Genomic DNA, 24,335 nt, shown 5'->3' with positions numbered 1-24,335 from the left:
GCCACCGCCCGGTCGCCGGTATTCACCGACGAATTCGGCGCGGCAGCCCTGGGTAACCCAGACTCCGTAGCGGGACTGGCCCCAGGTCTCACCTTCCACACAGGGGGAGCCGGACAACTGGCGGATCATGCGCGCGCGCCCTTCCAGCCGGCACTCGTTGCTGCGGTTCTTGATCGATTCGCAGCGCACGATGCCATTGCCGCCACGATCATCGTAGCGATCGTCGTAGCCATAGTTCTGCGCCTGCACGCCGCCAGCGGCAGCCATCATCGGCAACAGGGTGCACGCCACGGTGCGCCAAGTGAGTCCCTTGCCCATCCCTCGTCTCCAGGTGAATACGGTGGAGGCAAGCATCGGGGATTCTCGGCGTGGCGCACAGAGGGAGCTGCGACGGCGGTTTTTCCCCCATTCAACCAACCCAACCGCAACTGACTGCGGCTGCGGCTGCGGCGACTCAGCGGCCGAAGTGCAGCGCGTCGACCGCCGCGCCGAGTGCTTCAACGCGCACGGTGCTGTGCTGGCCGGTACGGCGGTGGTGCTCGCTGGCCCGCGAGGCAGCGGCGTCGAAGGCGGCCGCACCGGTGCTGAACTCTTCGGTCGCGCGTGTCTGTGGATCCAGGACGGACCAGCGCTGGGCGGTGCATTGGACAGTGATGACCATGGTGGGCTCCTGCGTTTCTGGGGAATCCGGAACCGGCGCAAGGCCGATCTCCGATACCCGACCAGCCTAGCCAGCGCCTCGGGGAAGACCTATCGGATTTATCCGAAAACTCCCTGCCGGCACCTCAGAAAGCGCCCTCCATCACATCCCTGAGGCCATTTAGGGAACTCATTCCGTGACCCTTGTCACGGAGTCAGCGGCGCTTCACACTATCGTCATCAACAGGGGCCCCTTCCACATGCGCACCTCGCTTCCACTGCAGCGTTCGACGCTGCTGAAGTTCTATTTCGCCGCCAGCTACGTGATACTGATCGAGGAACTGGTCCGCGCATCGCTGAGTTGAGGATTGGCCAGCAATGCTTGCCGGTGCTGCGGGGACCGAACAAACTGTCGGTTTACGGCACGGAGCCGCATCCATGAAAGTCCTGTTCCTGATCCCGTTGCTGGCCCTGGCCGCCTGTGCCAGCCCGGAAAAACCGGTCACCCATGACACCATCCCACCTGTGGTCGGTGGTGACCGCGATGCGCACGGTTGCATCGGTTCGGCCGGCTATCAGTGGTGCGAGCACAGCCAGCGCTGCGAGCGTCCGTGGGAACTGGCACAGGCACAGGGCCTTGCCAACACCGCCGAAGCCATCGATGCCTACTGCGCTACCCCGGCAACGCCGGCGCGCAGGTAACGGGTGCTGCCAATGACTGACCTGACCCCACTGCCCGCGCTGACACCTGGCCGCTACCGCCACTTCAAAGGTGGCGAGTACGAGGTGATCGACATCGTCCGCAGCAGTGAAACGCTGCAGCCGATGGTGCTCTATCGCGCCCTGTACGGTGAAGGCGGATTGTGGGTGCGTCCCTATCCGATGTTCATTGAACAGGTGTCCGGCGAGCACGGCCCGCAGGCACGCTTCGCCCGCATCAGCGACTGAGCGGCGCGGCTCACGCCGTGCGCACGGTATCGCCGCGCATGCTGGAGCATCACTGCGAGACGGAGCCCGCATGCGCCACGCCCTGTTGATCGTCCTGTCGCTGGCCAGCACCCCGGTGCTGGCCGCAGAACCTCCAAGCTTCGACCGTCCCGGCATCGGCTTCGGCATTGACACGGTGCCGCGTGGCGGCCTTGCCGTCGAAGTGGGCCTGCCCAGCTATCAACGCGATCGTGATCGCGACGGCCTGCGTACGACATCGCTGTCCAGCGACCTGTTGCTGCGCACCGGGTTGGCGCCGGGCTGGGAACTGCAGCTGGCGTCCACGCCGTGGCAGCGCCAGCGCGAACGCGGCCCTGGCATGCCACGCACGCAGCAGCGCGGCGCCGGCGACAGCACCGTCGGAGTGAAATGGGCAGGGCCCGGCAGTACCGAACGCACGGCTTGGGCACTGCTGGCCAGCGGTGTGATCGCGCGTGGCGATGCCGCCTTCAGCGACGGCCGCCAGTACGCGCTGGCCGCCAGCGTCGATCACACCTTCAACAACCGCTGGAGCGGTGCGCTGTATGGCAGCCACCAGCGCGGCGCAGGCCAGCGCAGCACAACCTGGTCGCCAAGTCTCGCGCTGAGCGTGACCGAGCGGCTGGGCACCTATCTCGAAGTCGGCTTCACCCACGCCAAGCAGCAACCCGACCAGGCCATCGCCGGTGCAGGCCTGACCTGGATGCTGCGGCCGAACGTGCAGTTGGACGCCTCTTTCGATCTCGGCCTCAATCGCAACAGCCCTGACCTGCAGCTCGGCACCGGCATCGCGTTCTATCTGCAGTGACCTGCTGAACCGATCGTGCGCGTCGGCGCATCGCCCCCGCGCTACAATCCATACCGCCCAGTCGGTTTCGTCCCCCCATGCCAGAATCCCCTCCCCGCTCCCGCCGCAAGGCGCCTGACAGCGTGCGCCAGGCGCTGCTGCACGCGACCGCCCATACCATCGGCCAGAATGGGCTGGCGGCCCTCACCGTGCAGGACGTCGCCGACGCGGCCGGTGTCAGCAAGGGCGCGCTGTTCCATCATTTCGGCAGCAAGCAGGACCTGATCGAGGCGACGCTGACCTCGCTCATTGCCGACTTCGAGGACAGGGTCCGCGAGGTGCTGCGGCAGTCCGCGCCGCGCCATGGCGGCTTCAGCCGTGCTTACGTGCAGGTGAATTTCGAACATCTGCTGCAGCAGGAACAGATCAACGACATCGGGCTCACCATGGGCAACATGCTGGAGCCAGCGCTGCTGGTGTACTGGCGCACATGGCTGCGCGGCATGCTGGCCGAGTTTCCGGATGAAGCCTGCGATCCGCGCCTGTACGCCGCGCGTTGCGTTGCCGATGGGTACTGGGCCACCGCCTATGGGCGGCCCTTGGATGAAAACGAACGCCAGAACGCCCAGGCCATGGCCCTGGAGGCACTGAAGCTGTGCGAACCGGCATGAGCGGGAGACTCCGATGAACCCCTATTTCTACCTGGCCGGCGCGATCGTGCTGGAAGTGATCGCCACCTCCCTGCTCAAGGCGTCGGAAGGCATGACCCGCCTCGGTCCCACGCTGGGCGCGCTCGCCGGTTACGGTGTGTGCTTCTACCTGCTGTCGCTGACGATGAAGTCGATCCCCACCGGCATTGCCTATGCCATCTGGTCCGGCGTCGGCATCGTGCTGATCTCGCTGATCGGCCTGCTGGTGTTCAAGCAGCGCCTGGATGCACCAGCACTGATCGGCATCGGCCTGATCTGTGCCGGCGTGCTGGTCATCAACCTGTTCTCTCACAGCAGCGCGCATTGAGCGCGCCGCTGCACGACCTGCCGGGCTAGGCAACCTTCTTCGCGACGGTCATGCCGAGCACGAAAAGCACGACGGCAATGATGATGCCGGCCCAGAACAGGAACTTGGCGATGCCCACCGCGGCGCCGGCAATACCGCCGAAACCCAGCGCGCCGGCGATCAGGCCGATGATCGCGAAAATGATGGCCCACTTGATCATGTCGATCCTCTCCCTGACGGGAATACTGAAGGTGCGATCAGGTTAGGCAGGCCGCGATGCCACACGCGTGAACAGGTCGCAGGCGCGGCGTGAAACGATCCGGCTCAGCGCGGCCGGAAGCGCAGCAGCGCCACGGCGAAGGCGAGAAACACGCTGCCGACCAGGCGTTCGAACCAGCGTTGCGCAAAGGGCTTTGCCAGCCAACGGCGCAGCCCATGTCCACCCGCCGCGTACATCACGTACCAGAACAGTTCGCAGGTAGCGAAGGTGGCCACCAGCACCGTGTACTGCACGGCCTGGCCACGCGCGGGGTCGACGAACTGCGGCAGGAACGCGGCGGCGAACAGCAGCAGCTTGGGATTGCTCAGCCCCACCAGCAGACCACCACGGAACACTGCCCAGGCACCATGCACCGGCGCCAGCGCTGCATCGACGTCTGTCGCCACCGGCGCCTGCCGGCAGCTGTCCCGCCAGGCCTTGATGCCCAACCAGGCCAGGTAGGCCACACCCAGATAGCGCAGCACATCGAACAGCATCGGCGACGAGCGCAGCACCGCGCTCAGGCCGGCCGCGGACGCCGCAAGCACCAGCAGCATCGCCAGCAGGCAACCGGCCATGGCGGGCACGCTGCGACGGAAGCCCAGGCCGACGCTGCGCCCCAGGATGTGCAGCATGTTCGGACCCGGCGTGCCGCACAGCACGAACACTGTCGCCAGGAACCACCACCAGGTATGCAGGGCCATCACTTCGTCCACCGGAATAATCCCTGCAAGGATAGTGCGCAGCGGCTGTCACCACCATGCACAGTCCAGGGTCGATTCGACGGTTACAGCTGCTGCGGCTCAGCCGCTGGCAACGCGCGACGCACGCAGCTCGGCCATCGCGATGCGCAGCACCCGCAGCGCCGAGCGCAGGAACACGACCAGCAGTGCGACCGCGACCAGCAGGTCCGGCCAACCGGCACCGAACAGCGCCACCAGCCCCGCCGCCAGCACCACCGAAATGCCCTCGAAGATATCGTTGCGCGCGCATTCCCAGGCCGATGCCAGGTTCACGTCGTCATTGCGATAGGGCGTCAGCAACCACAGGCAGAAACCGTTCGCGGCCAGGTTCAGCAGCGCGGCCAGGCCCATGCTTTCGAACAGGGGAACCTGCGGATGCGCCAGCCGCCATCCGATCTGTACCGCCACTGCCACCGCCGCCGCCAGGATCAGCACGCCCTTGAACAGCGCTACCCGCGCCTTGGCCGCCACGCCGGCACCCACCACCAGGAGGCTCAGCAGGTAGGTGGCCGCGTCACCCAGGTTGTCCAGCGCACCGGAGAGCAGCGAGGACGAGTGGCTGTACCACGACGCGCCGACCATCATCAGGAAGGTCGCCAGGTTGATCAGCAGCACGATCCACAGCACCCGCCGGTGGCGCGCCTGCATGGCTGCCACATCCAGCGTCTTGCCGCAGCCACAGCATTCGCCCATCGCCCTGCCCTCTGCCTGTCGTGGCCTATTATCGCGCCGATCAGGCGTGTCGGCAGCGGTTGCGACGGGCCCATCTGCAATTGTGCGCCCCGGCCAAGCTCGCACGCAGCAGCCTGGCCCCGGTTGTGCTGCAATGGCCCTCCCCGGCACGGAGACACGCATGAAGACGCTTGGCCTGATCGGTGGCATGAGCTGGGAAAGTTCGGCGCAGTACTACCGCCTCATCAATGAAGAGGTACGCGCGCGGCTGGGCGGCGCGCACTCGGCGCAGCTGCTGATGTGGTCGCTGGATTTCGCCCGCATCAAGCAGCTTCAGCACGACGGCGACTGGGAGGCCCTGGGCAACGGGATGGTCGATGCGGCCCAGCGGCTGCAGGCCGGTGGCGCCGAACTGCTGCTGATCTGTACCAACACCATGCACAAGCTCGCTGGTGAGATCGAGGCGGCCTGCCCGCTGCCCCTGCTGCACATCGCCGACCCGACCGCCACGGCGATCGTGCAGGCCGGTCTGCAGCGTGTGGGCCTGCTCGGCACGGCCTTCACCATGGAGGAAGACTTCTACCGCGGCAGGCTGAGCGAGCGCTTCGGCCTGGACGTACTGGTTCCGGAGGCCGACGACCGCCGCGATGTGCACGCGATCATCTACCAGGAGTTGATCGCCGGCGTGGTCAGCGAGCGATCACGGCAGGTGTACGTCGAGGTGATCGAACGCCTGGTTGCCCGCGGTGCCGAAGCGATCATCCTGGGCTGTACCGAGATCATGCTGCTGGTACGTACCGAAGACAGCCCGGTGCCGCTGTTCGACACCACGACCCTGCATGCGCGCGCGGCGGTGGACGCGGCGTTGGCATGACGCACATCGCCGTGCACCCGGTCACGCAGTCGGTTCGGGCTGCACTTCCAGCGAAGTGACCAGCCATTCCACCACCGCTGGCGAATCGCACAGGAAGAACACGGCGTCGCCGCTGCGGGCTTCGGTCAGCATCCGGTAGACGCTGATCGCCACGCCAAATTGGCTGGCGATGAAAATCTCACTGCTGCGCGGTCCGTCGGCCTGGCGGGAAACCAGCCGCAGGGCACGCCGGGCCGCGGCCGTATCTTCCGGCTCGGCTTCGCGGGTCAATTCCAGGCCACGCAGGCCCCAGGCAACAAAAACACGCTTGCCCTTGAACGTCGTGTCCAGGACCTGCACTTCGACCGCGCCCGTGCCGGCCGACCGATGAATGACGATACTGCTGATCAACGCAACCCCCTGTGGTCGTCGTGGTCCGCACATCCTTGTCCGCACCCGCGCCAGCAGCCACGGGCGAGGCCCGAAGGTCGCATTCGAAAGCGCTGGAACGTGTAAAAAACTGTAAACCGATGCAATCGGATGTGCCGGGGATGATACGGGATGTAACGCCCTGCATGCGCTGCCGGACACTTATAAATCCGTCCTGAGCCAGCGCGGGCCCCGGTCGTCGCAGAGCGCCGCACGTGCGCCATTCTTGCGTCCCATTCCCAACCCGAGGTTTCAATGAGCCTTCGCCTGCTGCTGCCCCTGGGCGGTTCTGCGCTTGCCCTGCTGCTGGCCGCAACCACCGTCTCGGCCCAGGATTACGACAGCGAGTCATCGCCGCGCACGACCTGCGAATCACATTTCAACAAGACCCAGCAGTGCCCGTTCGAAGGACGCGCGCGACTGGCGCGGCAGCTGTCGGTGACGCGATGCGTGGAAGACGACAACTGGGGACAGCGCCGCGGCATGCTGTGGGTTACCGATGGCTGTCGCGCCGAATTCGTCGCCGAAGAGCGTGGGCGAGGCCGTTGGCCCGGGCGTGACCGGGACCGTGATCGCGATGGCGAGCGCCTGGTCTGCGAATCCTACGAAAACAAGGAGAAACAGTGCCGCATCCGCGTCCGTCATGACGTGCGGCTGGTCAAGCAGAAGTCGGTCACCACCTGCACCGAGGACCGCAACTGGGGCTGGGACCGACGCGGCGTATGGGTCAGCGACGGCTGCCGCGCCGAATTCCGCGTCTACTGAGTGCGCTGGCTGCGCACCCATCCTCGCTAGAATGAGGCTCTCACAGCAGGAAACACCGCATGGAACGCTGGTATCGGGCAACGATGATGTCCTTGCTGCTGCGCAGCCGTCCGCGATGACCCGGCAGGCTCCAGCACTTCGGATACGCGCGGCCGAGTGCACGGATCTTCCGGCACTGATCGCCCTCGATAGCATTGCGGCCGATGACCCACGCCGTGCCGCGCAGATCGGCCAGTGGCTGGCGGACGGCCACATGCACGTTGCCGAGCTCGATGGCACGCTGGCCGGCTACCGGGTCCAACATCGGCACTTCTTCGGTGAGGCCTTCATCGAGATGCTGATGGTGGCCCCGCCGCTGCGCAGACACGGCATCGGCCGTGCGTTGCTTCTGCATGCCACGTCGATCAGCGCGGGCACCCGGCTTTTCACCTCGACCAACCAGTCCAATGCCAGCATGCAGCGGCTGCTGACAGCCACTGGCTTCGTGCAGTGCGGGATCGTGCACGGCCTCGACGAAGGCGACCCGGAGCTCATCTACCGCTTCGCCACTGACGATGTGAGGTAAGGCGCGACCTTCGCTTCCAGCAGCGCCATCAACGCCGGAGCCATGCAGCGATAGTCGTCGGGGATATCCAGGCAGTGCAGCGGCGTATGTTCAAGCAGGCGCGCGAAATTCGCCTGCAACCGGTGCTGGTGCTTGGGCTCCATCACGAAGATGACATCAGCCCAGCGGATATCCGCTGGGCTGATCGGCCGGCGCGCGTGCGGGCTGGTGCCGGCCGAGCGCGCACTGATACCAGGCCGGCGCTGCCACATCGCTTCGGCGGTGGGGCTGCGCAGCTGGTTGCGGCTGCAGACAAACAACAGGTTCAACATTCCTGATCCAGCAGTTGCCGCGGGCTGAGGACCGGATAGGTGAAACCCAGCTGGCGCGCCCGCAGCAGCTTGTCGCCACGCGTATACATCAGCTTCCAGTTCTTTTCCGGCTTGAAGATCGGCACGGGTGCCGTGTGGTCGCCGCCGTGATGGCGCGACTGCGAGCGCCTCCAGGCGCGGTTCCTTTGCGTTTCCATGATCGTGTTCTCGTGGGTACCGGGTTCAGCAGCCGCGGTAGTACGAGTGCGCGCAGGATACAACGCCGCAACAAAAAAGCCCACGCATCGCTGCGCAGGCTTGTCTGTTACATCACAGTGGTCGGGACGGCCGGATTCGAACCGACGACCCTCTGCCCCCCAGGCAGATGCGCTACCAGGCTGCGCTACGCCCCGACTGATGCTGCGATGTTCCCGCCAGTGCGGCGGGCCGTGAAGTATAGCGGATTACGGCGGAAATGGGTCAGCGACGCAGCAGTTGCAGCACTTCTTCCAGTTCCATCCGCACCTGCTTGATGATCTGGTTGCTCAAGGCCGATTCCTCGCGCGCATCCGGACCATCCAGGCGCAGGCGCGCGCCACCGATGGTGTAGCCCTGTTCGTACAACAGGCTGCGGATCTGCCGCACCATCAGCACGTCGTGGCGCTGGTAGTAACGACGGTTGCCACGGCGCTTGGCCGGCTCGAGACTGGGAAACTCGGTTTCCCAGTAGCGCAGCACGTGCGGCTTGACGTCGCACAGTTCGCTGACTTCACCGATGGTGAAGTAGCGCTTGGCCGGAATCGGCGGAAGTTCGCGGTTACTGCCCGGATCCAGCATAAGCTTCCACCCTCTCCTTGAGCTTCTGGCCCGGACGGAAGGTAACCACCGTACGGGCGGAAATCGGAATTTCCTCGCCGGTCTTGGGGTTGCGACCCGGGCGCTGGTTCTTGCGCCGCAGGTCGAAATTGCCAAAGCCCGACAGCTTCACCTGACGTCCCTGTTCCAATGCTTCACGCAGCACATCGAAGAACGCGTCGACGAATTCCTTGGCTTCCCGCTTGTTCAGACCGACTTCGTCGAACAGCTTTTCCGCCATCTCCGCCTTGGTCAATGCCATTGCCTGCTACCCCCGAGTGCTGCCCGCTCAGCCGCGGATCCGGGCGTGGTGTTCACGCTCGATGGCAGTGACCGCCTCGGCCACTACCGCTTCCACGTCGCGGTCCGTCAGAGTGCGCGACTTGTCCTGCAAAATCAAGCCCATAGCGAGACTCTTGAATCCCGGCTCGACGCCCTGGCCAACATAGCGGTCGAACAGGTTCAGCTCGCGCAGCAGCGGGCCGGCAGCCTGGCGGATGGTCGCGGCCAGGTCACTCCAGGCGACCTGTTCAGGCACCAGGAAGGCCAGGTCGCGGCGCACCGCCGGGTAGCGCGACAGTTCACCGGCGCGCGGCAGCGCACGGGCGGACAGCGCTTCAAGATCCAGCTCGAAGGCGTACACGTCCACATCGATGTCCATCGCCTTGGCCAGGCGCGGGTGGATCTGACCGATCCAGCCGATCGCCAGGCCGTCGCGGAACACCTCGGCCGAACGCACCGGATGGCCGTAGGCACGGCTGGACGGGCGGAACTCCAGCACCGCGCCACTGGCCGCGGCCAGCGATTCCAGGTCGCCCTTCAGGTCATGGAAATCGACCTTGCGGGTCGGCAGGCCCCACTGCACCGCCTGCGCGTCACCGCAGACCGCAGCGGCCACGCGCGAGGTTTCCAGCGGCGCCGGTCGGCTTTCGCCGAGCGACGCGTCTCCGGCCTGCTGGGCGAACACGCGGCCGATTTCGAACAGGCGCACGCGGCCCAGCTGGCGGGCGGCATTGCGGCCCAAGGTGGCGACCAGGCCCGGCAGCAGCGCCGGACGCATCACTGCCAGCTCGGCCGACAGCGGGTTGGCCAGCGGCACCAGGTTGTCGCGCAGCTGCCACTGGCTCAGCAGTGCATCGTCGACGAAGGCGAAGTTGACGGTTTCCTGCAGGTCGCGGGCAACCAGCTGGCGGCGCACGCTGAGCGTGTCCAACTGCGTCTCGGTCGGCATCGCAACACGCGAAGCACCACCCGGCAGCGTGGTCGGGATCTGCTCGTAACCGTGGATCCGGGCCAGCTCCTCGATCAGGTCTTCTTCGATGGCGATGTCGAACCGGCGGCTCGGTGCAGTGACCTGCCAGCCTTCGCCAGCGATCGCCACCTGCATGCCCAGCGCGCGCAGGATGCGCTCGACTTCGGCGTCTTCGATGGTGATGCCCAGCACGCGGGTGATGCGTGCGCGGCGCAGCAGGATCGTGGCCGGCTGCGGCAGGTCGGCCGCGTTCACCGCCTCGGTCACCGGCGCCGGGGTACCACCGGCCAGGTCCAGCACCAGGCGGGTGGCGTATTCGATGGCGGTACGCGGCAGCGCCGGGTCGACGCCACGCTCGAAGCGGTGGCCGGCATCGGTATGCAGGCCCAGCTTGCGGCCGCGGCCCATGATCGCGGCCGGCGCAAAGTGCGCCGCTTCCAGGAACACGGCAGTGGTGGCATCGGTAACGCGCGTATCGAAGCCGCCCATCAGGCCGGCCAGGCCGACGGCCCGATCAGCATCGGTGACCACCAGGAAACTGTCGTCCAACGCGGCATCACGACCGTCCAGCAGCTTCAGGCTTTCACCGGTGCGCGAACGACGCACACCGATCGTGCCGTGCAGCGTGCCCAGATCGTAGGCGTGCATCGGCTGGCCCAGCTCCAGCATCACGTACTGGGTGATGTCGACCAGCAGCGATACCGGGCGCACGCCACTGCGGCGCAGGCGCTCGGCCATCCACAACGGAGTCTTCGCCGCGGCGTTGACACCTTCGATGACACGACCGAGATAGCGCGGTGCTTCGGCACCGGCATCGAGCTGGATTGCCAGCTCGCGGCTGCCGTGGGCAGCGATCGGCTCTGCGATGAAATCCAGTACTTCGCTGCGCGTGGCTGCAGCAACGTCATAGGCGATGCCGCGGATGCTGAAGCAGTCGGCGCGGTTGGGGGTCAGCTTGATCTCGATGCTGGCGTCCGGGAGGCCGAGGTACTCCACCAGGGTCTGCCCGACCGGCGCGTCGTCCGGCAGTTCCAGCAGGCCGGAGGCATCGTTGTCCAGGCCCAGCTCCTTGGCCGAGCACAGCATGCCGTTGGATTCGACGCCGCGCAGCTTGGCCGGCTTGATCTTCAATTCACCGATCTGCGCACCGACCATCGCCAGCGGCGCGACCAGGCCCGGGCGCGCATTCGGCGCACCACAGACGATCTGCAGCAGCTCGGCCTGCCCCGCATCAACCTTGCACACCTGCAGGCGGTCGGCTTCGGGATGGCGTTCGGCTTCGACGATACGCGCGACGACCACCTGCTGCAGGCCATCGCCAAGCGCGGTCACCTCTTCCACTTCCAAGCCGATGGCGGTCAGCACCGCGCTCAGCTCGTCGCGCGAGGCAGTGGTGGGAACGTGGCTGCGCAGCCAGTTTTCGGAGAATTTCATGGGGTCACCCTGGTGGGCCCGGCGCATGCGCCTGGGCTACGGATTCAAGTGCAGCCGGGCTTGGCCCGGCACGACATGGTTGTGGCTTATGCGAACTGCTTCAGGAACCGCACGTCGTTCTCGAAGAACGCGCGCAGGTCGTTGACGCCGTAGCGCAGCATCGCAAAACGTTCCACGCCCAGGCCGAAGGCAAAGCCGGTGTAGCGCTCCGGATCGATGCCGACGTTGCGCAGCACGTTCGGGTGAACCATGCCGCAGCCAAGCACTTCCAGCCAGCGGGTGCTGCCATCGGGCTGCTGCCAGGCGATGTCCACTTCCGCGCCGGGTTCGACGAAGGGGAAGTAGCTGGGGCGGAAACGCATCTCGAAATCACGCTCGAAGAACGCGCGCACGAACTCGGACAACGTGCCCTTCAGATCGGCAAAGGTCGAGTGCTCGTCAACCAGCAGGCCTTCGACCTGGTGGAACATCGGCGAATGGGTCTGGTCGCTGTCGCTGCGATAGACCTTGCCGGCGGCGATCATGCGCAGCGGCGGCTGGTGTTCGCCCATGTAGCGCACCTGCACACCGGAGGTATGCGTGCGCAGCAGGCGACCGTCACCGAAGTAGAAGGTGTCATGCATGGCGCGCGCCGGATGGTGCGGCGGGAAGTTCAGCGCCTCGAAGTTGTGCCAGTCGTCCTCGATCTCCGGCCCTTCGGACAACTCATAGCCCAGCCGGCCGAAGATGCCGGTGATGCGCTCGAGGGTGCGGGTGATCGGGTGCAGGCCGGCGCGTTCGCCGCTGCGGCCCGGCAGCGTGATGTCGATCGCCTCGGCGGACAGGCGCGCGTCCAGCGCAGCGTCTTCCAGCACCGCCTTGCGCTCGCCCAGCGCGCTGCTCAGCGCATCGCGGGCCTGGTTGATGGCCTCACCGGCCGCCTTGCGTTCGTCGGCCGGCAGCGCACCGAGCTGCTTGAGCTGCGAGGTGATGCTGCCGCTCTTGCCAAGCAGGGCCACGCGCAGCTGTTCCAGCGCGTCCGGGCTCTGCGCGGCGGCCACATCGGCCAGCGCCTGGGAAGTGAGGGATTGGATGTCGCTCATGGGTAGCCGGAACTCCAGTCGGTCTGCCATCGCGATGCACGAAGGGCCGCGCCGTCGCAACCGCTTGCCGGTCGCCCGCCTTCTGCACGGCTGCGCCCGGCACAAAAAAGAATGGGGAAGGACTTGCGCCCTTCCCCATGCATTGCCTCTACCTGACACCGTTCTCCGTGAACGGCAACGGCATCGGGAAGGACTTATGCCGCCAGTGCGCCCTTGGCCTTTTCGGCCAGTGCAGCAAAGCCAGCTGCGTCGTGCACGGCGATGTCAGCCAGAACCTTGCGGTCCAGGGTGATGCCAGCCTTCAGCAGGCCGTTCATGAAACGGCTGTAGCTCAGGCCGTTGATGCGGGCAGCCGCGTTGATGCGGGTGATCCACAGCGAACGGAAGTTGCGCTTCTTCTGCTTACGGCCGATGTAGGCGTACTGCTGTGCCTTGATGACCGCCTGCTTGGCGACGCGGAAGACCTTGCGACGGGCATTGTAGTAGCCCTTCGCCAGATCAAGGATTTTCTTGTGGCGGCGACGCGCCTGTACGCCACGCTTAACTCGTGCCATTTTTCAGTTCCTCAGAGGTAAGGGAGCATGCGGTCCAGACGGCCTGCGTCTTCTGCGCGGACGTGATTCGTCTGACGCAGGTTACGCTTACGCTTGGTCGCTTTCTTCGTGAGGATGTGGCTACGGTTGGCGTGGCCGCACTTGTACTTGCCCGAGGCGGTCTTGCGGAAACGCTTGGCCGCCGCCCGGTTGGTCTTGATCTTGGGCATTGCAATGTCCTTGATGGGATATGACCCTGGTTTCTGACTGATCTGGCGGCGGCCTGGGCCGCTCTTTCCGTCCTGCCATGATCGGCGTACGACCCGTCCTGGGTGGGTCGAGCCGGGCATGATACAGGCAAAACCGCCCTGTAACCAGCCCCCATACAGCTTTTCATCCGTAACCCGGCTGTGCCGGACCCGGAAAAGCAAAAGGACGCCAGCGGCGCCCCTTCACCTTCATCCATTCAGCCGCCAGGCGCCCCGCGAGGCAGCCCGTCAGGCCTCAGGTCTTCTTCTTCGGCGCGATCATCATCACCATCTGACGCCCTTCCAGGCGCGGACGGGATTCGATGACGATGTCCTCGCCCAGATCACCCTCGATCCGGCTGGCCATCTCGCGACCCAGTTCCTGGTGGCTCATTTCACGGCCACGGAAACGGATGTTGACCTTGATCTTATCGCCTTCCTCAAGGAAACCGCGCATCTTGCGCAGCTTGATCTGGTAGTCGCCCTCGTCCGTAACCGGACGGAACTTCACTTCCTTGATCTCGACCTGCTTGGTCTTCTTCTTGGCCTCGCTGGCCTTCTTCTGGGCTTCGAACTTGAACTTGCCGAAGTCCATGATCTTGCACACCGGCGGGTCGGCCTGCGGCTGGATCTCGACCAGGTCCAGGCCTTCATCTTCGGCCATGGACAACGCTTCGTCTCGCGTCAACACGCCGATCATTTCTCCGTCACTGCCGATCACGCGGACGCGCGGCACACGGATTTCCTGATTCTTGCGGTTCTGTTTGTTGTCAGGGGTACTGATATTGCGATCTCCCAAGGGTGTCGAACCCGGCCCGGGCGCCAATGCGCACGGGCCGGACCTTTGTTTACGCGCCCTCGGCCTGGAGCCGCTCGGTGAAGGCCTGAAGGCTCATGCTGCCGAGATCTTCGCCAGAACGCGTACGCACCGCCACAGCGCCGTTTTCCTTCTCGCGGTCACCAATGACCAGCAGGTACGGCACGCGCTGCAGCGTGTGCTCGCGAATCTTATAGCCGATCTTCTCGTTACGCAAATCAGCGCTGACGCGGAAGCCTTGATCCGCAAGGCTTTTGGTCACGGCAGAGACGTATTCAGCCTGCGCATCGGTGATATTGGCCACCACCACCTGGGTCGGCGCCAGCCAGGCCGGGAACTGGCCGGCATGGTGCTCGATCAGGATGCCCAGGAAACGCTCCATCGAGCCGACGATGGCCCGGTGCAGCATCACCGGATGCTTCTTCTGGCTGTTTTCGTCCACGTATTCAGCGCCCAGACGGCCAGGCATCATGAAATCGACCTGCATGGTGCCCAGCTGCCAGGTGCGGCCGATGGCGTCCTTCAGGTGGTACTCGATCTTCGGGCCATAGAAGGCGCCCTCGCCCGGCAGCTCCTGCCATTCCACCCCGCAGCTGGACAGTGCCGAGCGCAGCGCGCCCTCCGCCTTGTCCCAGGTGGCGTCATCGCCCAGGCGCGATTCCGGGCGCAGCGCGATCTTGACCTGGATCTCCTCGAAGCCGAAGTGCTGGTACACCGCCAGCGCCTGCTGGTGGAACGCGGTCACTTCCGCCTCGACCTGGTCTTCGGTGCAGAACACGTGACCGTCGTCCTGGGTGAAGCCACGCACGCGCAGGATGCCGTGCAGCGCGCCGGAGGGCTCGTTGCGGTGGCAGGCGCCAAACTCACCATAGCGGATCGGCAGGTCGCGGTAGCTGTGCAGCCCCTGGTTGAACACCTGCACGTGGCCCGGGCAGTTCATCGGCTTGAGCGCGTAGGTACGCTTCTCCGACTCGGTGAAGAACATCGCGTCCTGGTAGTTGTCCCAGTGGCCCGACTTCTGCCACAGCGACACGTCCAGGATCTGCGGGCAGCGCACTTCACCGTAGCCGGTGCTGCGGTACACCTTGCGCATGTACTGCTCGACCACCTGCCACAGCGCCCAGCCCTTCGGGTGCCAGAACACCAGGCCCGGCGCCTCTTCCTGCAGGTGGAACAGGTCCTGCTGCTTGCCGATGCGACGGTGGTCGCGCATCTCCGCTTCTTCGATGCGCTTGATGTACGCATCGAGCTGCTTCTTGTCGGCCCAGGCGGTGCCGTAGACGCGCTGCAGCTGCTCGTTCTGCGCGTCGCCGCGCCAGTAGGCGCCGGAAATGCGGGTCAGCTTGAAGGCCTTCAGGAAGCGCGTGTTCGGCACGTGCGGACCGCGACACATGTCCACGTATTCCTGGTGGTAGTACATGCCCATCGCCTGGATGTCAGGCGACATGTCCTCGATCAGGCGCAGCTTGTAGTCCTCGCCACGGGCCTTGAAGATCTCGATGACTTCCGCACGCGGCGTCACTTTCTTGATGACGTCGTAGTCCTGCGCGATCAGCTCGCCCATGCGCTTTTCGATCGCCGCCATGTCTTCGGGGGTGAACGGGCGCTCGGAATAGATGTCGTAGTAGAAGCCCTCGGCGATCACCGGGCCGATGACCATCTTCACGTCCGGATAGAGCTGCTTGACCGCGTGGCCGACCAGGTGGGCGCTGGAGTGGCGGATGATTTCCACGCCCTCCTCGTCCTTGGCGGTGATGATGCGCAGGGAGGCATCGTGGTCGATGACGTCACTGGCATCGACCAGCACGCCATCCACCGAACCGGCGATGGTGGCCTTGGCCAGGCCAGCGCCGATCGACTGGGCGACGTCCATGACGCTGACGGGATGTTCGAATTCGCGGCGGCTGCCGTCGGGAAGGGTAATCGTGATCATTGCAATGGCTTCATGCGGGGCCCGCCGGGCGGGCTGGAAAGCGCTCCCGGGCCAACGCCCGGGCAATAAAAAAGCGCCACGAGGGCGCCTGGAATGCAGGGCCTTCGGGGCAGGTCAACAGTGGGCGGTGGTAGTGCTCATGTCGCACGCTCGGCCGGCGCAGTGCGCGGGCCACCTTGGTTTCCAGGATGTGGTTGCCCACGATCTTAAACCAGTGGCCGACAAAGCCCAAGCGGCGCCTGAATGGCGCTGGCTGGCGGCGTGAAAACGCAATGATTACCATGTGCGCGCAGCCAGCCTCAGTGCCGACCTGCCCGCTTCCCCCAGGACCCTGCAATGCGCCACCCGCCCCGACCGGCGCCTGCCGGTCCCGCCCGTGCCCCGCGTTCACCGGCCGTATGCCGGGCTCGGAGCCCGCAATGATCACCGTTGGCCTGTCGACCCTGGGCTTCTGCAGCCTCGGCATGCTGTCGGCGATGTTCTCCGCGCTGGCCTTCTATGCCGCCTCCCCGCATTGCCGCTGGCCGCGGCTGCGCCGTGCCGGGCGCCTGGGCCGGCAGATCGGCCTGGTCGCTGCCGTGGCCGCACTGTGGCTGTGGATGGCCGAACTGGGCTTTGCCGCCGGCCTGGTGGCGATGCTGTGCACCTGGATGCTGGCCGCCATGCTGCTGCCGGCACTGGCCGCGTGGCACCGCCCCGATGTGGAGCCGCGCTGATGTGGTCGCGCGCACTGGCCGGCATCGTCGCCGGCTTCTTCCTTGCCGCTGCGGCGACCGGCCTGGTCGCCTGGCTGCCGCCGGGCCCCTGGCAGAAGGCCCTGGTGCCGAGCCTGATCGCGTTCGTCCCGTTGTGGATGCTGGCGGCGCTGTGGGCCTTCAGTTTCCGCAGCCCGTTGCGCGCCTGGCTGACCCTGGCCGGTTGCGCGGCCCTTGGCTTCGCCGCACTCGGCCTGCTGCGCCTGACCGGCGCGGTGCAATGAGATCGACCGCATGAAATTCAGTTCCCAGACCCTGCGTACGTTCACCACCCTGCACACCTGGGTCGGCCTGGTCGCCGGCTTCGGGCTGTTCGTGGCGTTCTATGCCGGCGCGCTGACCCTGTTCCACCACGATCTCCCGCTGTGGCAGACGCCTGGCGCGGCAACCGCATTGCCCGCCGGCCTGGATGACGCGCAGTACCTGCTCGACGACGTGCTGGCCACGCACGCGGAGGCGCGTCGCCACGTCGGCATGACCTTCCCGGGCGCCGATCATCCGCAGCCGCTGGCCTACTGGCAGGCCGAGGACGGCAGCTGGCGCTATGCATGGCCCGGACAGATCGGCGGCAGCCCGACGCCACCGCAGACCGGGCTGGCCGAACTGGTCAACGAACTGCATTACAGCCTGGGCCTGCCGGTGGCCGGCATCTATGTGATGGGCATCGTCAGCCTGCTGTACGGCATGGCCCTGCTCAGCGGCCTGGTGATCCACCTGCCCAAGCTGCTGGGCGATCTGTTCGCGCTGCGCCCGGGCCGCAATCTGAAGCAGCAGTGGCAGGACGCGCACAACGTGATCGGCGTGCTCAGCCTGCCGTTCCATCTGATGTTCGCGGTGACCGGCGCCCTGCTCTGCCTGGTGTTCATGCAGATGGCCGTACTCAATCCCCTGATCTACGACGGCAAGGCGCTGCAGGCGGTACCGACGGCGATGGATACCGCGCCGCTGCGCGAGGCCAGTGGCATCCCTGCTGCACCGGGTAGTCTGCGCGAACTGCACGCACGGGCGCTGGAAGTGGCGCGCGCGCAGGGCGTGGCCAACTTTGAACCGGCCTACCTGAAACTGGCCAATGGCGGTGATGCCAACGCGACCATCGAGATCACCGGCGAGGCCAGCGGCACGCTTGGCCCGCTCGGTGCTGTCGCGCTGGATGTCGAAAGCGGCCGCGTGCTGGCCAGCCAGCTGCCCGGCCAACGCGATGCCAACCACGCCACGCTCAGTGCCGCCTATGCCCTGCACTTCGGCGAGTTCGGCAACGGTGTGGTGGTCTGGCTGTACTTCCTGCTCGGCCTCGGCGGCGCCTTCCTGTTCTATTCGGGCAACCTGCTGTGGATCGAGTCGCGCCGCAAGCGCCGTCAGCCGCAGCAGTCACGCGCGGCCGTCAACATGGCGCGGGCCACGGTGGGTGTCTGCATCGGCCTGTGCGTGGCGATCTCGGTGGCCTTCGTAGCCGCGCTGGTGCTGGAGCGGGTCGCCCCTGCCCAGGTCGACCACGGCATCCGCTGGGCCTGCTTCGTGACCTGGGCCGCGTGTGCGCTGTGGGCAGCCCTGCGCCGCCCGGCACAGGCGGCGCGCGAGCTGCTGTGGGCCGCAGCGATCAGCACCGCGCTGGTGCCGGTCGCGCACGGCGCCCTCAACGGTGACTGGCTGTGGTTGGCCGCGGCACGCGGCCACTGGCCGTTGTTCTGGATCGATGCGATGGCACTGGCGATGGCCTTCGGCTTTGCCCGCCTGGCATATGCCAGCCAGCGGCGGGCCCGCAACGGTGACCCCAACAGCGTGTGGGCAAACTGACCAGGTCTGCGCGCAGCCTGCGCGGTTACGTGGCGTCCACGTAGCGGGCAACTTCGATCAGGTTCCCATCCGGATCACGGAAGTACACCGACTCGATCGGCCCAAGCGCTCCCGTACGCGGCACCGGCCCTTCTTCAACCGTCACCTGCTCTGCCTGCAGGTGGGCCAGCACCGCCTGCACGCCCATCCGAGTGATCAGGCAGAGATCGGCACTGCCGCGGGTAGGCTGCAACGCGTGGGGCTGCAGCGGCGCGCTGGCCGGGTGCAGGTTGATCTTCTGCTGGCCGAACTGCAGGGCGACGCGACCGGCGCCGAAGCGCACGACCTGCATGCCCAGCACGCGCTGGTAGAAGTTGCAGCTGCGTTCGATGTCGGCAACGGTAAGAACCAGATGGTCCAAGCGGTCGATGATGATCATGCACGCAGCTTAGCGCTGCGTGCGTGGCGCAGATGTGCGGTTTCGGGCCGCAGGCCGTGCCTGGAACCGCCGAACCCGGACTGGCTCGAACATGTTGAAGCGGTCAGTCGCCGACGCGGGCCTTCTGCCATGGCGCGAGCATGGCGTTGAGCAGGCTGGCCTGCTCGTCGTCACCGGTCAGCTCCCACATGAAGACACCGGCCAGACCCTGCTCGCGCGCGAACTGCGCCCGCAACCCGATCGAACGCGGGTCTTCATAGCTGATGAAAATCTTCTCGGTCGGGTTGTACAACCACGGGCTCTGCGCCTGCGGCTGCCAGTGCTTGTTCCAGCCCGGCTGGTCGAGATAGCGTGCCTTGATCACCCGCCAGTCACCGGCATCGGCCGGAGCGCTGTAGGCCTGGTACAAGCCATCTGCCGACTCGCCGGTGACCTTGAAACCGCGCCCATAGAACGGCACGCCCAGCACCAGCTTGCTCGCCGGTACGCCGTGCTCGCGATAGTACTGCACGGCACCGGCGACGTTGTTCCAGCGCCGCAGTTCCGGCGCCAACGGATCGGCAGGCACTTCATGCAGGGGGGCATTGAAGGTCGACACGGAGGAGAAGCCGGTGCCCATGTCGTAGCTCATCAGATTGATGAAATCGAACACCTTGGCCAACGCCGGCAGATCGTAGCTGGCGGCGGGATCGTACGGACCGTCGGTCTGCAGGCGACCAGCCGCCAGTGCCGCGGTCAGCAGCATCGGCTGCCCCGCCTTTTTACCGCGGGCATCCAGCGCCACGCGGAAGGCCTGCGCAAGCTTGGTCAGGTTGGCACGGTCCTGCGGACGGTGCGCCAGTTCCTTCGGGCCACCGCTGACCGGGAACTCCCAGTCGATATCCACACCATCGAAGCTGCCGGCATGACGCTCGAAGAACAACGCCATGCACGAGTCGACCAGGCGCCTGCGGCTGGCCTCGGTCAGCGCAGCGTCGGAGAATCCGCCCGCGCCCCAGCCACCGATCGAAATCAACGTGCGCAGATGCGGATGACGGCGCTTGAGCTCGGCCAATGCGGCGAAGTTGGCCGGCGCCTCGGCTCCGATCGCACAGCGCCCGTCCTCGATGGTGGAAAACGCATAGAACAGATGGGTGAGCCGTTCGGCCGGGATGCTCGATACCGGATAGCGCTCGGCCGAACCGCCGGGGTAGTACGCACCGAAGATCGGCGTTTGCGCGGGTTGCTCCTGCGCGGCAATGGGCAGGGTACCGGCGATCAGCACTGCAAGTACGGCCAAGCTCTGGCGGAACATGGAAACTCCCGGGTCGAAGGCGCAGCCACGTTAGCAAACAGATCGGCCCAGGGTGCGGATGTCCGTGCAAGTCGTCCGCTGGACAGTGGCAGGCCACTGGAAGCTGACACGGACGTGGCTGCGCAAGGTCGAAAGCACTTCGCTGCAGGACAACACACGACCTGCCTGAGCTAAGGTGGCGCTGGAATTTCACTGGCACACGGACATGACCACAGACCACGACGCAGACGGCACACTGCTCGACGACGAGACCCTGGAGAAGCTGCAGGCACTGGAGGCAAGTGCCTACGCTGCCTTCGACGAAGGCGAACTGGCTGATGCAGCGGCCCTGTTCGGCCAACTCGTCGAATGGACGCCCGACATCCCCCACCTGCACTACATGCGCGGGCTGGCGCACAAGTACCTGCGTGACTGGCCCGCGTCGCTGCAGGACAACCTGCGCTCGGAACAGCTGCGCGACGCATTCGACGAGGCCACCGCATGGAATGCCGGGATTGCCGCCACCGGCGCCGGTGACTGGGCCGAGGCGCGCCGGCAATGGACCCGTTGCGGCATCACACTGCCCGAAGGCGAAGGCCCGATCGACGGCAATTTCGGCGTTGCCTGTGTCCGCCTGAATCCGTGGTCCGGCGGCGAGACCGTGTACATGCGCCGGTTGGATCCGGTACGCGCACGGCTGGAGAACGTACCGCTGCCTGAGAGCGGATTCCGCTTCGGTGACATCGTCCTGCACGACGGCGCATCCACCGGGCGTCGCGCCTACGGCGAGCGCGATGTACCCGTGTTCAATGCCATGCAGCGCCTGCAGCAGTCGGACATGGCGACCTACGCGGTGTTCGTGCAATGCGATTCGCAGGACGACATCACCGCGCTGCGGGCGCTCACATTGCCCGCCATCGGCCTGGTCGAAGACTGGACCCGTTCGGTGCGTCACCTGTGCCTGCGCTGCAGCTATGGGGCACCTCACCAGCACGATGACGACAGCCCTGATGATGACCAGGGCTGGGCGCGCGAACGCAATCTCGGCATTGCCGCGCAGGGTCGCGCCGCGGTGGAGAAGCTGATGGCGGTATGGACGGCAGCCGGCAGGGGGCGCGTGCTGGAGGCGATTGAACAGCGCGAGCATCCACTTCCGGACCCGGAGCCCGGTCAGGTGTGGTGGCTGGGGCACGAAGAAGAACAGCCCGTGTAGCGCCGAGCCTTGCAGCGCAAGGCTTTCAGAATTCTTCAGGGGAATTTCCAGCACTTCAGCCGGTGCTCTGGCCCAATCGGGCTCCTTTCGATGGAGCCCGATCATGCGTTCACTCCTGGCCCTTTCCGGCCTGTTGGCATCGCTTCCCAGCCTGCCCTGCACTGCCGCCCCACCCGACCCTGCGCGCCTGCAGGCACTGGAACACGCCATTGCCAGCGATGAACTGAAGCAGATCCGCAGCGTGCTGCTGCAGGTGGACGGCAGGGTCGTCTACGAGGGCTACTTCAACGGTGCCGATGCGCAGACCCTGCACGACGTGCGTTCGGCCAGCAAGAGCGTGACCGCCCTGCTGGTGGGAGCCGCCATCGGCGAGGGCAAGCTGCCGGGCGTACAGGCGCGCGTCTATGACTACTTCCCCGCCTACACCGCGCTCCATGCGGTGGACCCACGGCTGCGCCAGACCACCGTGGAAGACCTGCTGACCATGAGTTCCCTGTGGGAGTGTGATGACGAGAATGCGTTCTCGGCAGGCAACGAAGAGCGCATGTACGTGACCGAACGCTGGCTCGATTTCACCCTGGGGTTGCCGGTCAAAGGATTTGCACCGTGGATGCAGCGCCCGGCGGACAGCCCGCACGGGCGCGCTTTCGCTTACTGCACCGCCAATTCCTTCGTGCTCGGCGCGGTGCTGGAAAAGGCGACCGGTCAGCCGCTGGCAGACTACGCCGCGCGCGTGCTGGAGCGACCGCTGGGGATCACGGCAAGTCACTGGAACCGGTCGCCCGAGGGCATCGGCATGGGCGGTGGCGGGACGCGCTACCGCAGCCGCGATCTGGCCAGGCTGGGCCAACTGGTACTCGATGGCGGCCGCTGGCAGGGCCGACAACTTCTGCCGCCCGACTACATCGCCGCCTTGATCCAACCGCAGGCACAGGCCGGCGATGGCAGTGACTACGGTTATCAATGGTGGGGATTGAAACTGGCGGTCGACGGCAAACCACAGACGGTGTGGGCAATGTCCGGCAATGGTGGCAACTATGTCTTCGTGCTGCCGCAGCATCGCGCCGTGGCCGTGGTTACCAGTCAGGCCTACAACCGCAGCCTGGCCCACCCACAGTCGCGACGGATTCTCACCGAGTTCCTGTTGCCGGCGCTGCGCTGAGGCCCGAGAGATCGGCGGGACGCCAGTCGGCAGCCAGTACCCGGCTGCGTTGGCGCGCGATGTCGGCATCGATGCGCGCCAGCAGTGGCATCCATTCCGAAGTGTTGTGCAAGGGCGCGAACAGCGGCGTGGCGCGCAGCCACGCCGCATCGCGGAAGCCATCATTGACCGCCTGCTGCAGCGCCGCCATCGCCGCAGCGGTGTTGCCTGACGCCTGCAGCAGCAGGGCCCGCTCCAAAGCAGCATCGGACCAGCCATCACCGGCCTGTGCCTGCAGCGACGTGAGGCGGTTGCCAATCCATTCCGGTGGCGGGCCCGGCACTGCGTACAGCATGGCCAGGGTCTGCCCGAACGACTGCTGCGGACGCAGTTGGCGCCCCTGCTCGAAGGCAGCGGCGGCGGCGGCGCGATCCCCGGCCTGCAGCGCCAATTCGCCCTGCAGCCGCAGCAGTTGTGGATGCGGTGTGCCGCGCGACAGCGCTTCGGACAGCGCCTGTCTGGCTGGCCCGGATGCACCGGCTGCAAACAGGCTGCGCGGCCAGGCGATGTTGGCAAAGACGTTGTCGGGGTACAGCTGGAAGTTCCGCGCGTGACGTTGTGCCGCCGCTTGGGTGAAGCCCAGCAGCTCCAGTTCACGTGCCACCTGCACGTCGCGGAAACGCAGGCGCTCGGGCGCCTTCAATGCGAGATTGTCGCGCAGCGCAAGAACAAGATGGCCCTGCTCCTGGTGAAGATAGGCCAGCGATGCGCGCGTGCGCTCATCAGCGGGATCCAGCTGGATGGCGCGCTGGTAATCGGCAATGGCATCGCCCATCCGCCCCAGGCAGTCGTAGGCATAGCCGCGCAATGCGTGCGCCGCACCGTCATCGAAAGCGCGACGGAGTTCGGCGTCCGCCAGGGCAAGGGCTTCGTCCATCTGCGCAGCCGAGCCATTGAACAGGCAGCCCTGCGCGGACAAGGCACGTGACAGCCCGCGTCGTGCGCTGCTGGATTCGGGATCCACCTGCAGTGCCTGCCGGTACAGGGCAATGGCACGCTCGTTGTTGCCGGCCTGGCCGATGCTGGCGTAGTACTCGGCGCGCTGCAGCAAGGCCTGTGCGGCCGGCGGCGATGGCGTAGCGGGCCACAGTAGAACAGTGGCCAGTACGGCAACGGCGGCGGCACCGCCGGCCAGCCAAGGCCACTTGCGGCGTGCAGCTGGCGGCGAGGTCCGCTCCAGCGCGACCGGCGCAGCGCACAGCTGGTAGCCACGCCCACGTACCGAGCGGATATAGCGCGGGCGGCGGCTGTCGTCGCCCAGCGCCTTGCGCAGCAGCTTCACCCGCTGGCTGATCGCATCTTCGCCGACGACCGCTGGTGCCCAGACCTGTTCGGCCAAGGTGTCGAAATCGACGATGTCGGTACCACGCTCCAGCAGCACTTCGAACAGGCGCCAGCTCAGGCCATGGAGCGGCAACGCCACACCTGCGCGGGTGACACGCTGTGCAGGGCAATCGATCTCAAGGTCGAGCAGACGCAGGCTGTCCATGCGCGAAGCATAGCGGCCGGTGCGGCCTGCGGGACGACAGGCAAAGAAAAAGCGGGCCGAAGCCCGCTTTTTCA

General features: G+C 66.1%; 33 protein-coding genes and 1 tRNA gene. 13 read left to right on the top strand and 21 right to left on the bottom strand.

Annotation, left to right across the window (positions count from 1 at the left end; translation table 11 throughout):
* Both GIW57_RS16350 and GIW57_RS16345 read right to left on the bottom strand, forming a co-directional pair.
* Positions 1-318 (bottom strand): DUF3011 domain-containing protein (locus GIW57_RS16350; protein ID WP_230116083.1); only part of this gene is annotated, 318 nt, incomplete at its 3' end.
* A gap of 136 nt (positions 319-454) precedes the next feature.
* Complete coding sequence (locus tag GIW57_RS16345) at positions 455-661, bottom strand: hypothetical protein (protein ID WP_100460879.1); 207 nt, start codon at positions 659-661, stop codon at positions 455-457.
* Between the two features lie 416 nt (positions 662-1,077).
* On the opposite strand from GIW57_RS16345, the gene GIW57_RS16340 reads away from it, so the two are divergent.
* The 5 genes from GIW57_RS16340 (at position 1,078) to GIW57_RS16320 (ending at position 3,409) form a co-directional block, all read left to right on the top strand.
* Positions 1,078-1,341 carry a hypothetical protein gene (locus GIW57_RS16340; RefSeq protein ID WP_236511950.1) on the top strand — a complete coding sequence of 88 codons (264 nt, stop codon included), beginning with the start codon at positions 1,078-1,080 and terminating at the stop codon, positions 1,339-1,341.
* A 12-nt stretch (positions 1,342-1,353) separates the two neighbouring features.
* Positions 1,354-1,587: a DUF1653 domain-containing protein gene (locus GIW57_RS16335; protein ID WP_100460883.1), complete on the top strand. Its 234-nt coding sequence runs from the start codon at positions 1,354-1,356 to the stop codon at positions 1,585-1,587.
* Positions 1,588-1,657: 70 nt separating this feature from the next.
* Positions 1,658-2,413, top strand: a complete 756-nt coding sequence (locus GIW57_RS16330; RefSeq protein WP_100460885.1) for a transporter — start codon at positions 1,658-1,660, stop codon at positions 2,411-2,413.
* A gap of 77 nt (positions 2,414-2,490) precedes the next feature.
* Entirely contained in the window at positions 2,491-3,063 is a 573-nt protein-coding gene (locus tag GIW57_RS16325) for a TetR/AcrR family transcriptional regulator (protein ID WP_100460887.1), read from the top strand.
* A 13-nt stretch (positions 3,064-3,076) separates the two neighbouring features.
* Positions 3,077-3,409 carry an SMR family transporter gene (locus GIW57_RS16320; protein WP_089236273.1) on the top strand — a complete coding sequence of 111 codons (333 nt, stop codon included), beginning with the start codon at positions 3,077-3,079 and terminating at the stop codon, positions 3,407-3,409.
* A gap of 25 nt (positions 3,410-3,434) precedes the next feature.
* On the opposite strand, the gene GIW57_RS16315 is transcribed toward GIW57_RS16320, so the two are convergent.
* The 3 genes from GIW57_RS16315 to GIW57_RS16305 all read right to left on the bottom strand — a co-directional run bounded on the left by GIW57_RS16315 (position 3,435) and on the right by GIW57_RS16305 (position 5,083).
* Positions 3,435-3,608 carry a DUF1328 domain-containing protein gene (locus GIW57_RS16315; protein WP_025876319.1) on the bottom strand — a complete coding sequence of 58 codons (174 nt, stop codon included), beginning with the start codon at positions 3,606-3,608 and terminating at the stop codon, positions 3,435-3,437.
* Between the two features lie 104 nt (positions 3,609-3,712).
* Positions 3,713-4,351, bottom strand: a complete 639-nt coding sequence (locus GIW57_RS16310; RefSeq protein WP_099819122.1) for a LysE family translocator — start codon at positions 4,349-4,351, stop codon at positions 3,713-3,715.
* 99 nt (positions 4,352-4,450) lie between these two features.
* Positions 4,451-5,083: a cation transporter gene (locus GIW57_RS16305; RefSeq protein ID WP_100460889.1), complete on the bottom strand. Its 633-nt coding sequence runs from the start codon at positions 5,081-5,083 to the stop codon at positions 4,451-4,453.
* Positions 5,084-5,243: 160 nt separating this feature from the next.
* On the opposite strand from GIW57_RS16305, the gene GIW57_RS16300 reads away from it, so the two are divergent.
* Complete coding sequence (locus GIW57_RS16300; protein ID WP_100460891.1) at positions 5,244-5,936, top strand: aspartate/glutamate racemase family protein; 693 nt, start codon at positions 5,244-5,246, stop codon at positions 5,934-5,936.
* 21 nt (positions 5,937-5,957) lie between these two features.
* On the opposite strand, the gene GIW57_RS16295 is transcribed toward GIW57_RS16300, so the two are convergent.
* A complete protein-coding gene (locus GIW57_RS16295) occupies positions 5,958-6,326 on the bottom strand; it encodes a hypothetical protein (protein ID WP_236511948.1) in 369 nt (122 codons plus the stop codon).
* 273 nt (positions 6,327-6,599) lie between these two features.
* On the opposite strand from GIW57_RS16295, the gene GIW57_RS16290 reads away from it, so the two are divergent.
* Positions 6,600-7,109: a DUF3011 domain-containing protein gene (locus GIW57_RS16290; protein WP_100460895.1), complete on the top strand. Its 510-nt coding sequence runs from the start codon at positions 6,600-6,602 to the stop codon at positions 7,107-7,109.
* A 40-nt stretch (positions 7,110-7,149) separates the two neighbouring features.
* Here the strand turns inward: GIW57_RS16290 and GIW57_RS23795 are convergent, their stop codons facing one another.
* Positions 7,150-7,362: a hypothetical protein gene (locus GIW57_RS23795; RefSeq protein WP_236511954.1), complete on the bottom strand. Its 213-nt coding sequence runs from the start codon at positions 7,360-7,362 to the stop codon at positions 7,150-7,152.
* Between GIW57_RS23795 and GIW57_RS16280 the strand changes: the two genes are divergently transcribed.
* Positions 7,285-7,674, top strand: coding sequence for a GNAT family N-acetyltransferase (locus tag GIW57_RS16280; protein WP_236511952.1), 390 nt, complete (start codon positions 7,285-7,287; stop codon positions 7,672-7,674). The genes GIW57_RS23795 and GIW57_RS16280 overlap by 78 nt on opposite strands.
* On the opposite strand, the gene GIW57_RS16275 is transcribed toward GIW57_RS16280, so the two are convergent.
* The 11 genes from GIW57_RS16275 to thrS form a co-directional block, all read right to left on the bottom strand.
* The gene (locus tag GIW57_RS16275; RefSeq protein WP_236511946.1) at positions 7,644-7,985 is read right to left on the bottom strand and encodes a phosphotyrosine protein phosphatase; all 342 of its coding nucleotides are present in this window, start codon (positions 7,983-7,985) and stop codon (positions 7,644-7,646) included. The two genes, GIW57_RS16280 and GIW57_RS16275, sit on opposite strands and share 31 nt — an antisense overlap.
* A complete protein-coding gene (locus GIW57_RS16270) occupies positions 7,979-8,182 on the bottom strand; it encodes a hypothetical protein (RefSeq protein ID WP_100460897.1) in 204 nt (67 codons plus the stop codon). Before GIW57_RS16270 ends, GIW57_RS16275 begins: the two co-directional genes overlap by 7 nt.
* Before the next feature lie 118 nt (positions 8,183-8,300).
* Positions 8,301-8,377, bottom strand: a tRNA-Pro gene (locus GIW57_RS16265).
* Between the two features lie 67 nt (positions 8,378-8,444).
* On the bottom strand, positions 8,445-8,801 hold the full coding sequence (locus GIW57_RS16260) for a MerR family transcriptional regulator (RefSeq protein WP_005410431.1): 357 nt from the start codon (positions 8,799-8,801) through the stop codon (positions 8,445-8,447).
* The gene (locus GIW57_RS16255; protein WP_005410432.1) at positions 8,782-9,081 is read right to left on the bottom strand and encodes an integration host factor subunit alpha; all 300 of its coding nucleotides are present in this window, start codon (positions 9,079-9,081) and stop codon (positions 8,782-8,784) included. The genes GIW57_RS16260 and GIW57_RS16255 overlap by 20 nt, the downstream gene beginning before the upstream one ends.
* A gap of 27 nt (positions 9,082-9,108) precedes the next feature.
* A complete protein-coding gene (gene pheT / locus GIW57_RS16250) occupies positions 9,109-11,505 on the bottom strand; it encodes a phenylalanine--tRNA ligase subunit beta (protein WP_236511944.1) in 2,397 nt (798 codons plus the stop codon).
* An 86-nt stretch (positions 11,506-11,591) separates the two neighbouring features.
* Positions 11,592-12,587 (bottom strand): phenylalanine--tRNA ligase subunit alpha, encoded by a 996-nt coding sequence (pheS, locus tag GIW57_RS16245; RefSeq protein WP_100460930.1) that lies wholly within the window; start codon positions 12,585-12,587, stop codon positions 11,592-11,594.
* Positions 12,588-12,781: 194 nt separating this feature from the next.
* Positions 12,782-13,141 carry a 50S ribosomal protein L20 gene (rplT, locus tag GIW57_RS16240; RefSeq protein WP_005410435.1) on the bottom strand — a complete coding sequence of 120 codons (360 nt, stop codon included), beginning with the start codon at positions 13,139-13,141 and terminating at the stop codon, positions 12,782-12,784.
* 11 nt (positions 13,142-13,152) lie between these two features.
* The gene (gene rpmI, locus GIW57_RS16235) at positions 13,153-13,350 is read right to left on the bottom strand and encodes a 50S ribosomal protein L35 (protein WP_002811096.1); all 198 of its coding nucleotides are present in this window, start codon (positions 13,348-13,350) and stop codon (positions 13,153-13,155) included.
* Between the two features lie 274 nt (positions 13,351-13,624).
* Positions 13,625-14,167 (bottom strand): translation initiation factor IF-3, encoded by a 543-nt coding sequence (gene infC, locus GIW57_RS16230; protein ID WP_089236282.1) that lies wholly within the window; start codon positions 14,165-14,167, stop codon positions 13,625-13,627.
* 49 nt (positions 14,168-14,216) lie between these two features.
* Positions 14,217-16,118, bottom strand: a complete 1,902-nt coding sequence (gene thrS, locus GIW57_RS16225) for a threonine--tRNA ligase (RefSeq protein WP_089236283.1) — start codon at positions 16,116-16,118, stop codon at positions 14,217-14,219.
* Between the two features lie 419 nt (positions 16,119-16,537).
* Between thrS and GIW57_RS16220 the strand changes: the two genes are divergently transcribed.
* From GIW57_RS16220 to GIW57_RS16210, 3 genes are read left to right on the top strand one after another with little or no spacing between them, the layout of a single operon-like run.
* A complete protein-coding gene (locus GIW57_RS16220) occupies positions 16,538-16,834 on the top strand; it encodes a hypothetical protein (protein ID WP_025876254.1) in 297 nt (98 codons plus the stop codon).
* Complete coding sequence (locus GIW57_RS16215; protein ID WP_099819071.1) at positions 16,834-17,097, top strand: hypothetical protein; 264 nt, start codon at positions 16,834-16,836, stop codon at positions 17,095-17,097. Before GIW57_RS16220 ends, GIW57_RS16215 begins: the two co-directional genes overlap by 1 nt.
* 10 nt (positions 17,098-17,107) lie before the next feature.
* Positions 17,108-18,667: a PepSY-associated TM helix domain-containing protein gene (locus tag GIW57_RS16210; RefSeq protein WP_236511941.1), complete on the top strand. Its 1,560-nt coding sequence runs from the start codon at positions 17,108-17,110 to the stop codon at positions 18,665-18,667.
* Between the two features lie 25 nt (positions 18,668-18,692).
* Here GIW57_RS16210 and GIW57_RS16205 read toward each other — a convergent pair whose 3' ends face one another.
* Positions 18,693-19,085: a VOC family protein gene (locus GIW57_RS16205; RefSeq protein WP_236511939.1), complete on the bottom strand. Its 393-nt coding sequence runs from the start codon at positions 19,083-19,085 to the stop codon at positions 18,693-18,695.
* A 103-nt stretch (positions 19,086-19,188) separates the two neighbouring features.
* Positions 19,189-20,379, bottom strand: coding sequence for a glycoside hydrolase family 18 protein (locus GIW57_RS16200; protein WP_236511937.1), 1,191 nt, complete (start codon positions 20,377-20,379; stop codon positions 19,189-19,191).
* A gap of 205 nt (positions 20,380-20,584) precedes the next feature.
* On the opposite strand from GIW57_RS16200, the gene GIW57_RS16195 reads away from it, so the two are divergent.
* Positions 20,585-21,571, top strand: coding sequence for a hypothetical protein (locus tag GIW57_RS16195; protein WP_236511935.1), 987 nt, complete (start codon positions 20,585-20,587; stop codon positions 21,569-21,571).
* A 103-nt stretch (positions 21,572-21,674) separates the two neighbouring features.
* On the top strand, positions 21,675-22,733 hold the full coding sequence (locus GIW57_RS16190; protein ID WP_236511934.1) for a serine hydrolase: 1,059 nt from the start codon (positions 21,675-21,677) through the stop codon (positions 22,731-22,733).
* On the opposite strand, the gene GIW57_RS16185 is transcribed toward GIW57_RS16190, so the two are convergent.
* Positions 22,702-24,261 (bottom strand): winged helix-turn-helix domain-containing protein, encoded by a 1,560-nt coding sequence (locus GIW57_RS16185; RefSeq protein ID WP_236511932.1) that lies wholly within the window; start codon positions 24,259-24,261, stop codon positions 22,702-22,704. The genes GIW57_RS16190 and GIW57_RS16185 overlap by 32 nt on opposite strands.
* Positions 24,262-24,335: the final 74 nt, after the last annotated feature.

Origin of the sequence: Stenotrophomonas sp. PA-6-5C (assembly GCF_021605635.1) — a bacterium.
In the GTDB taxonomy this organism is placed as follows: Bacteria; Pseudomonadota; Gammaproteobacteria; order Xanthomonadales; family Xanthomonadaceae; genus Stenotrophomonas; species Stenotrophomonas lactitubi.
This window is presented reverse-complemented; position numbering and strand designations above follow the sequence as displayed.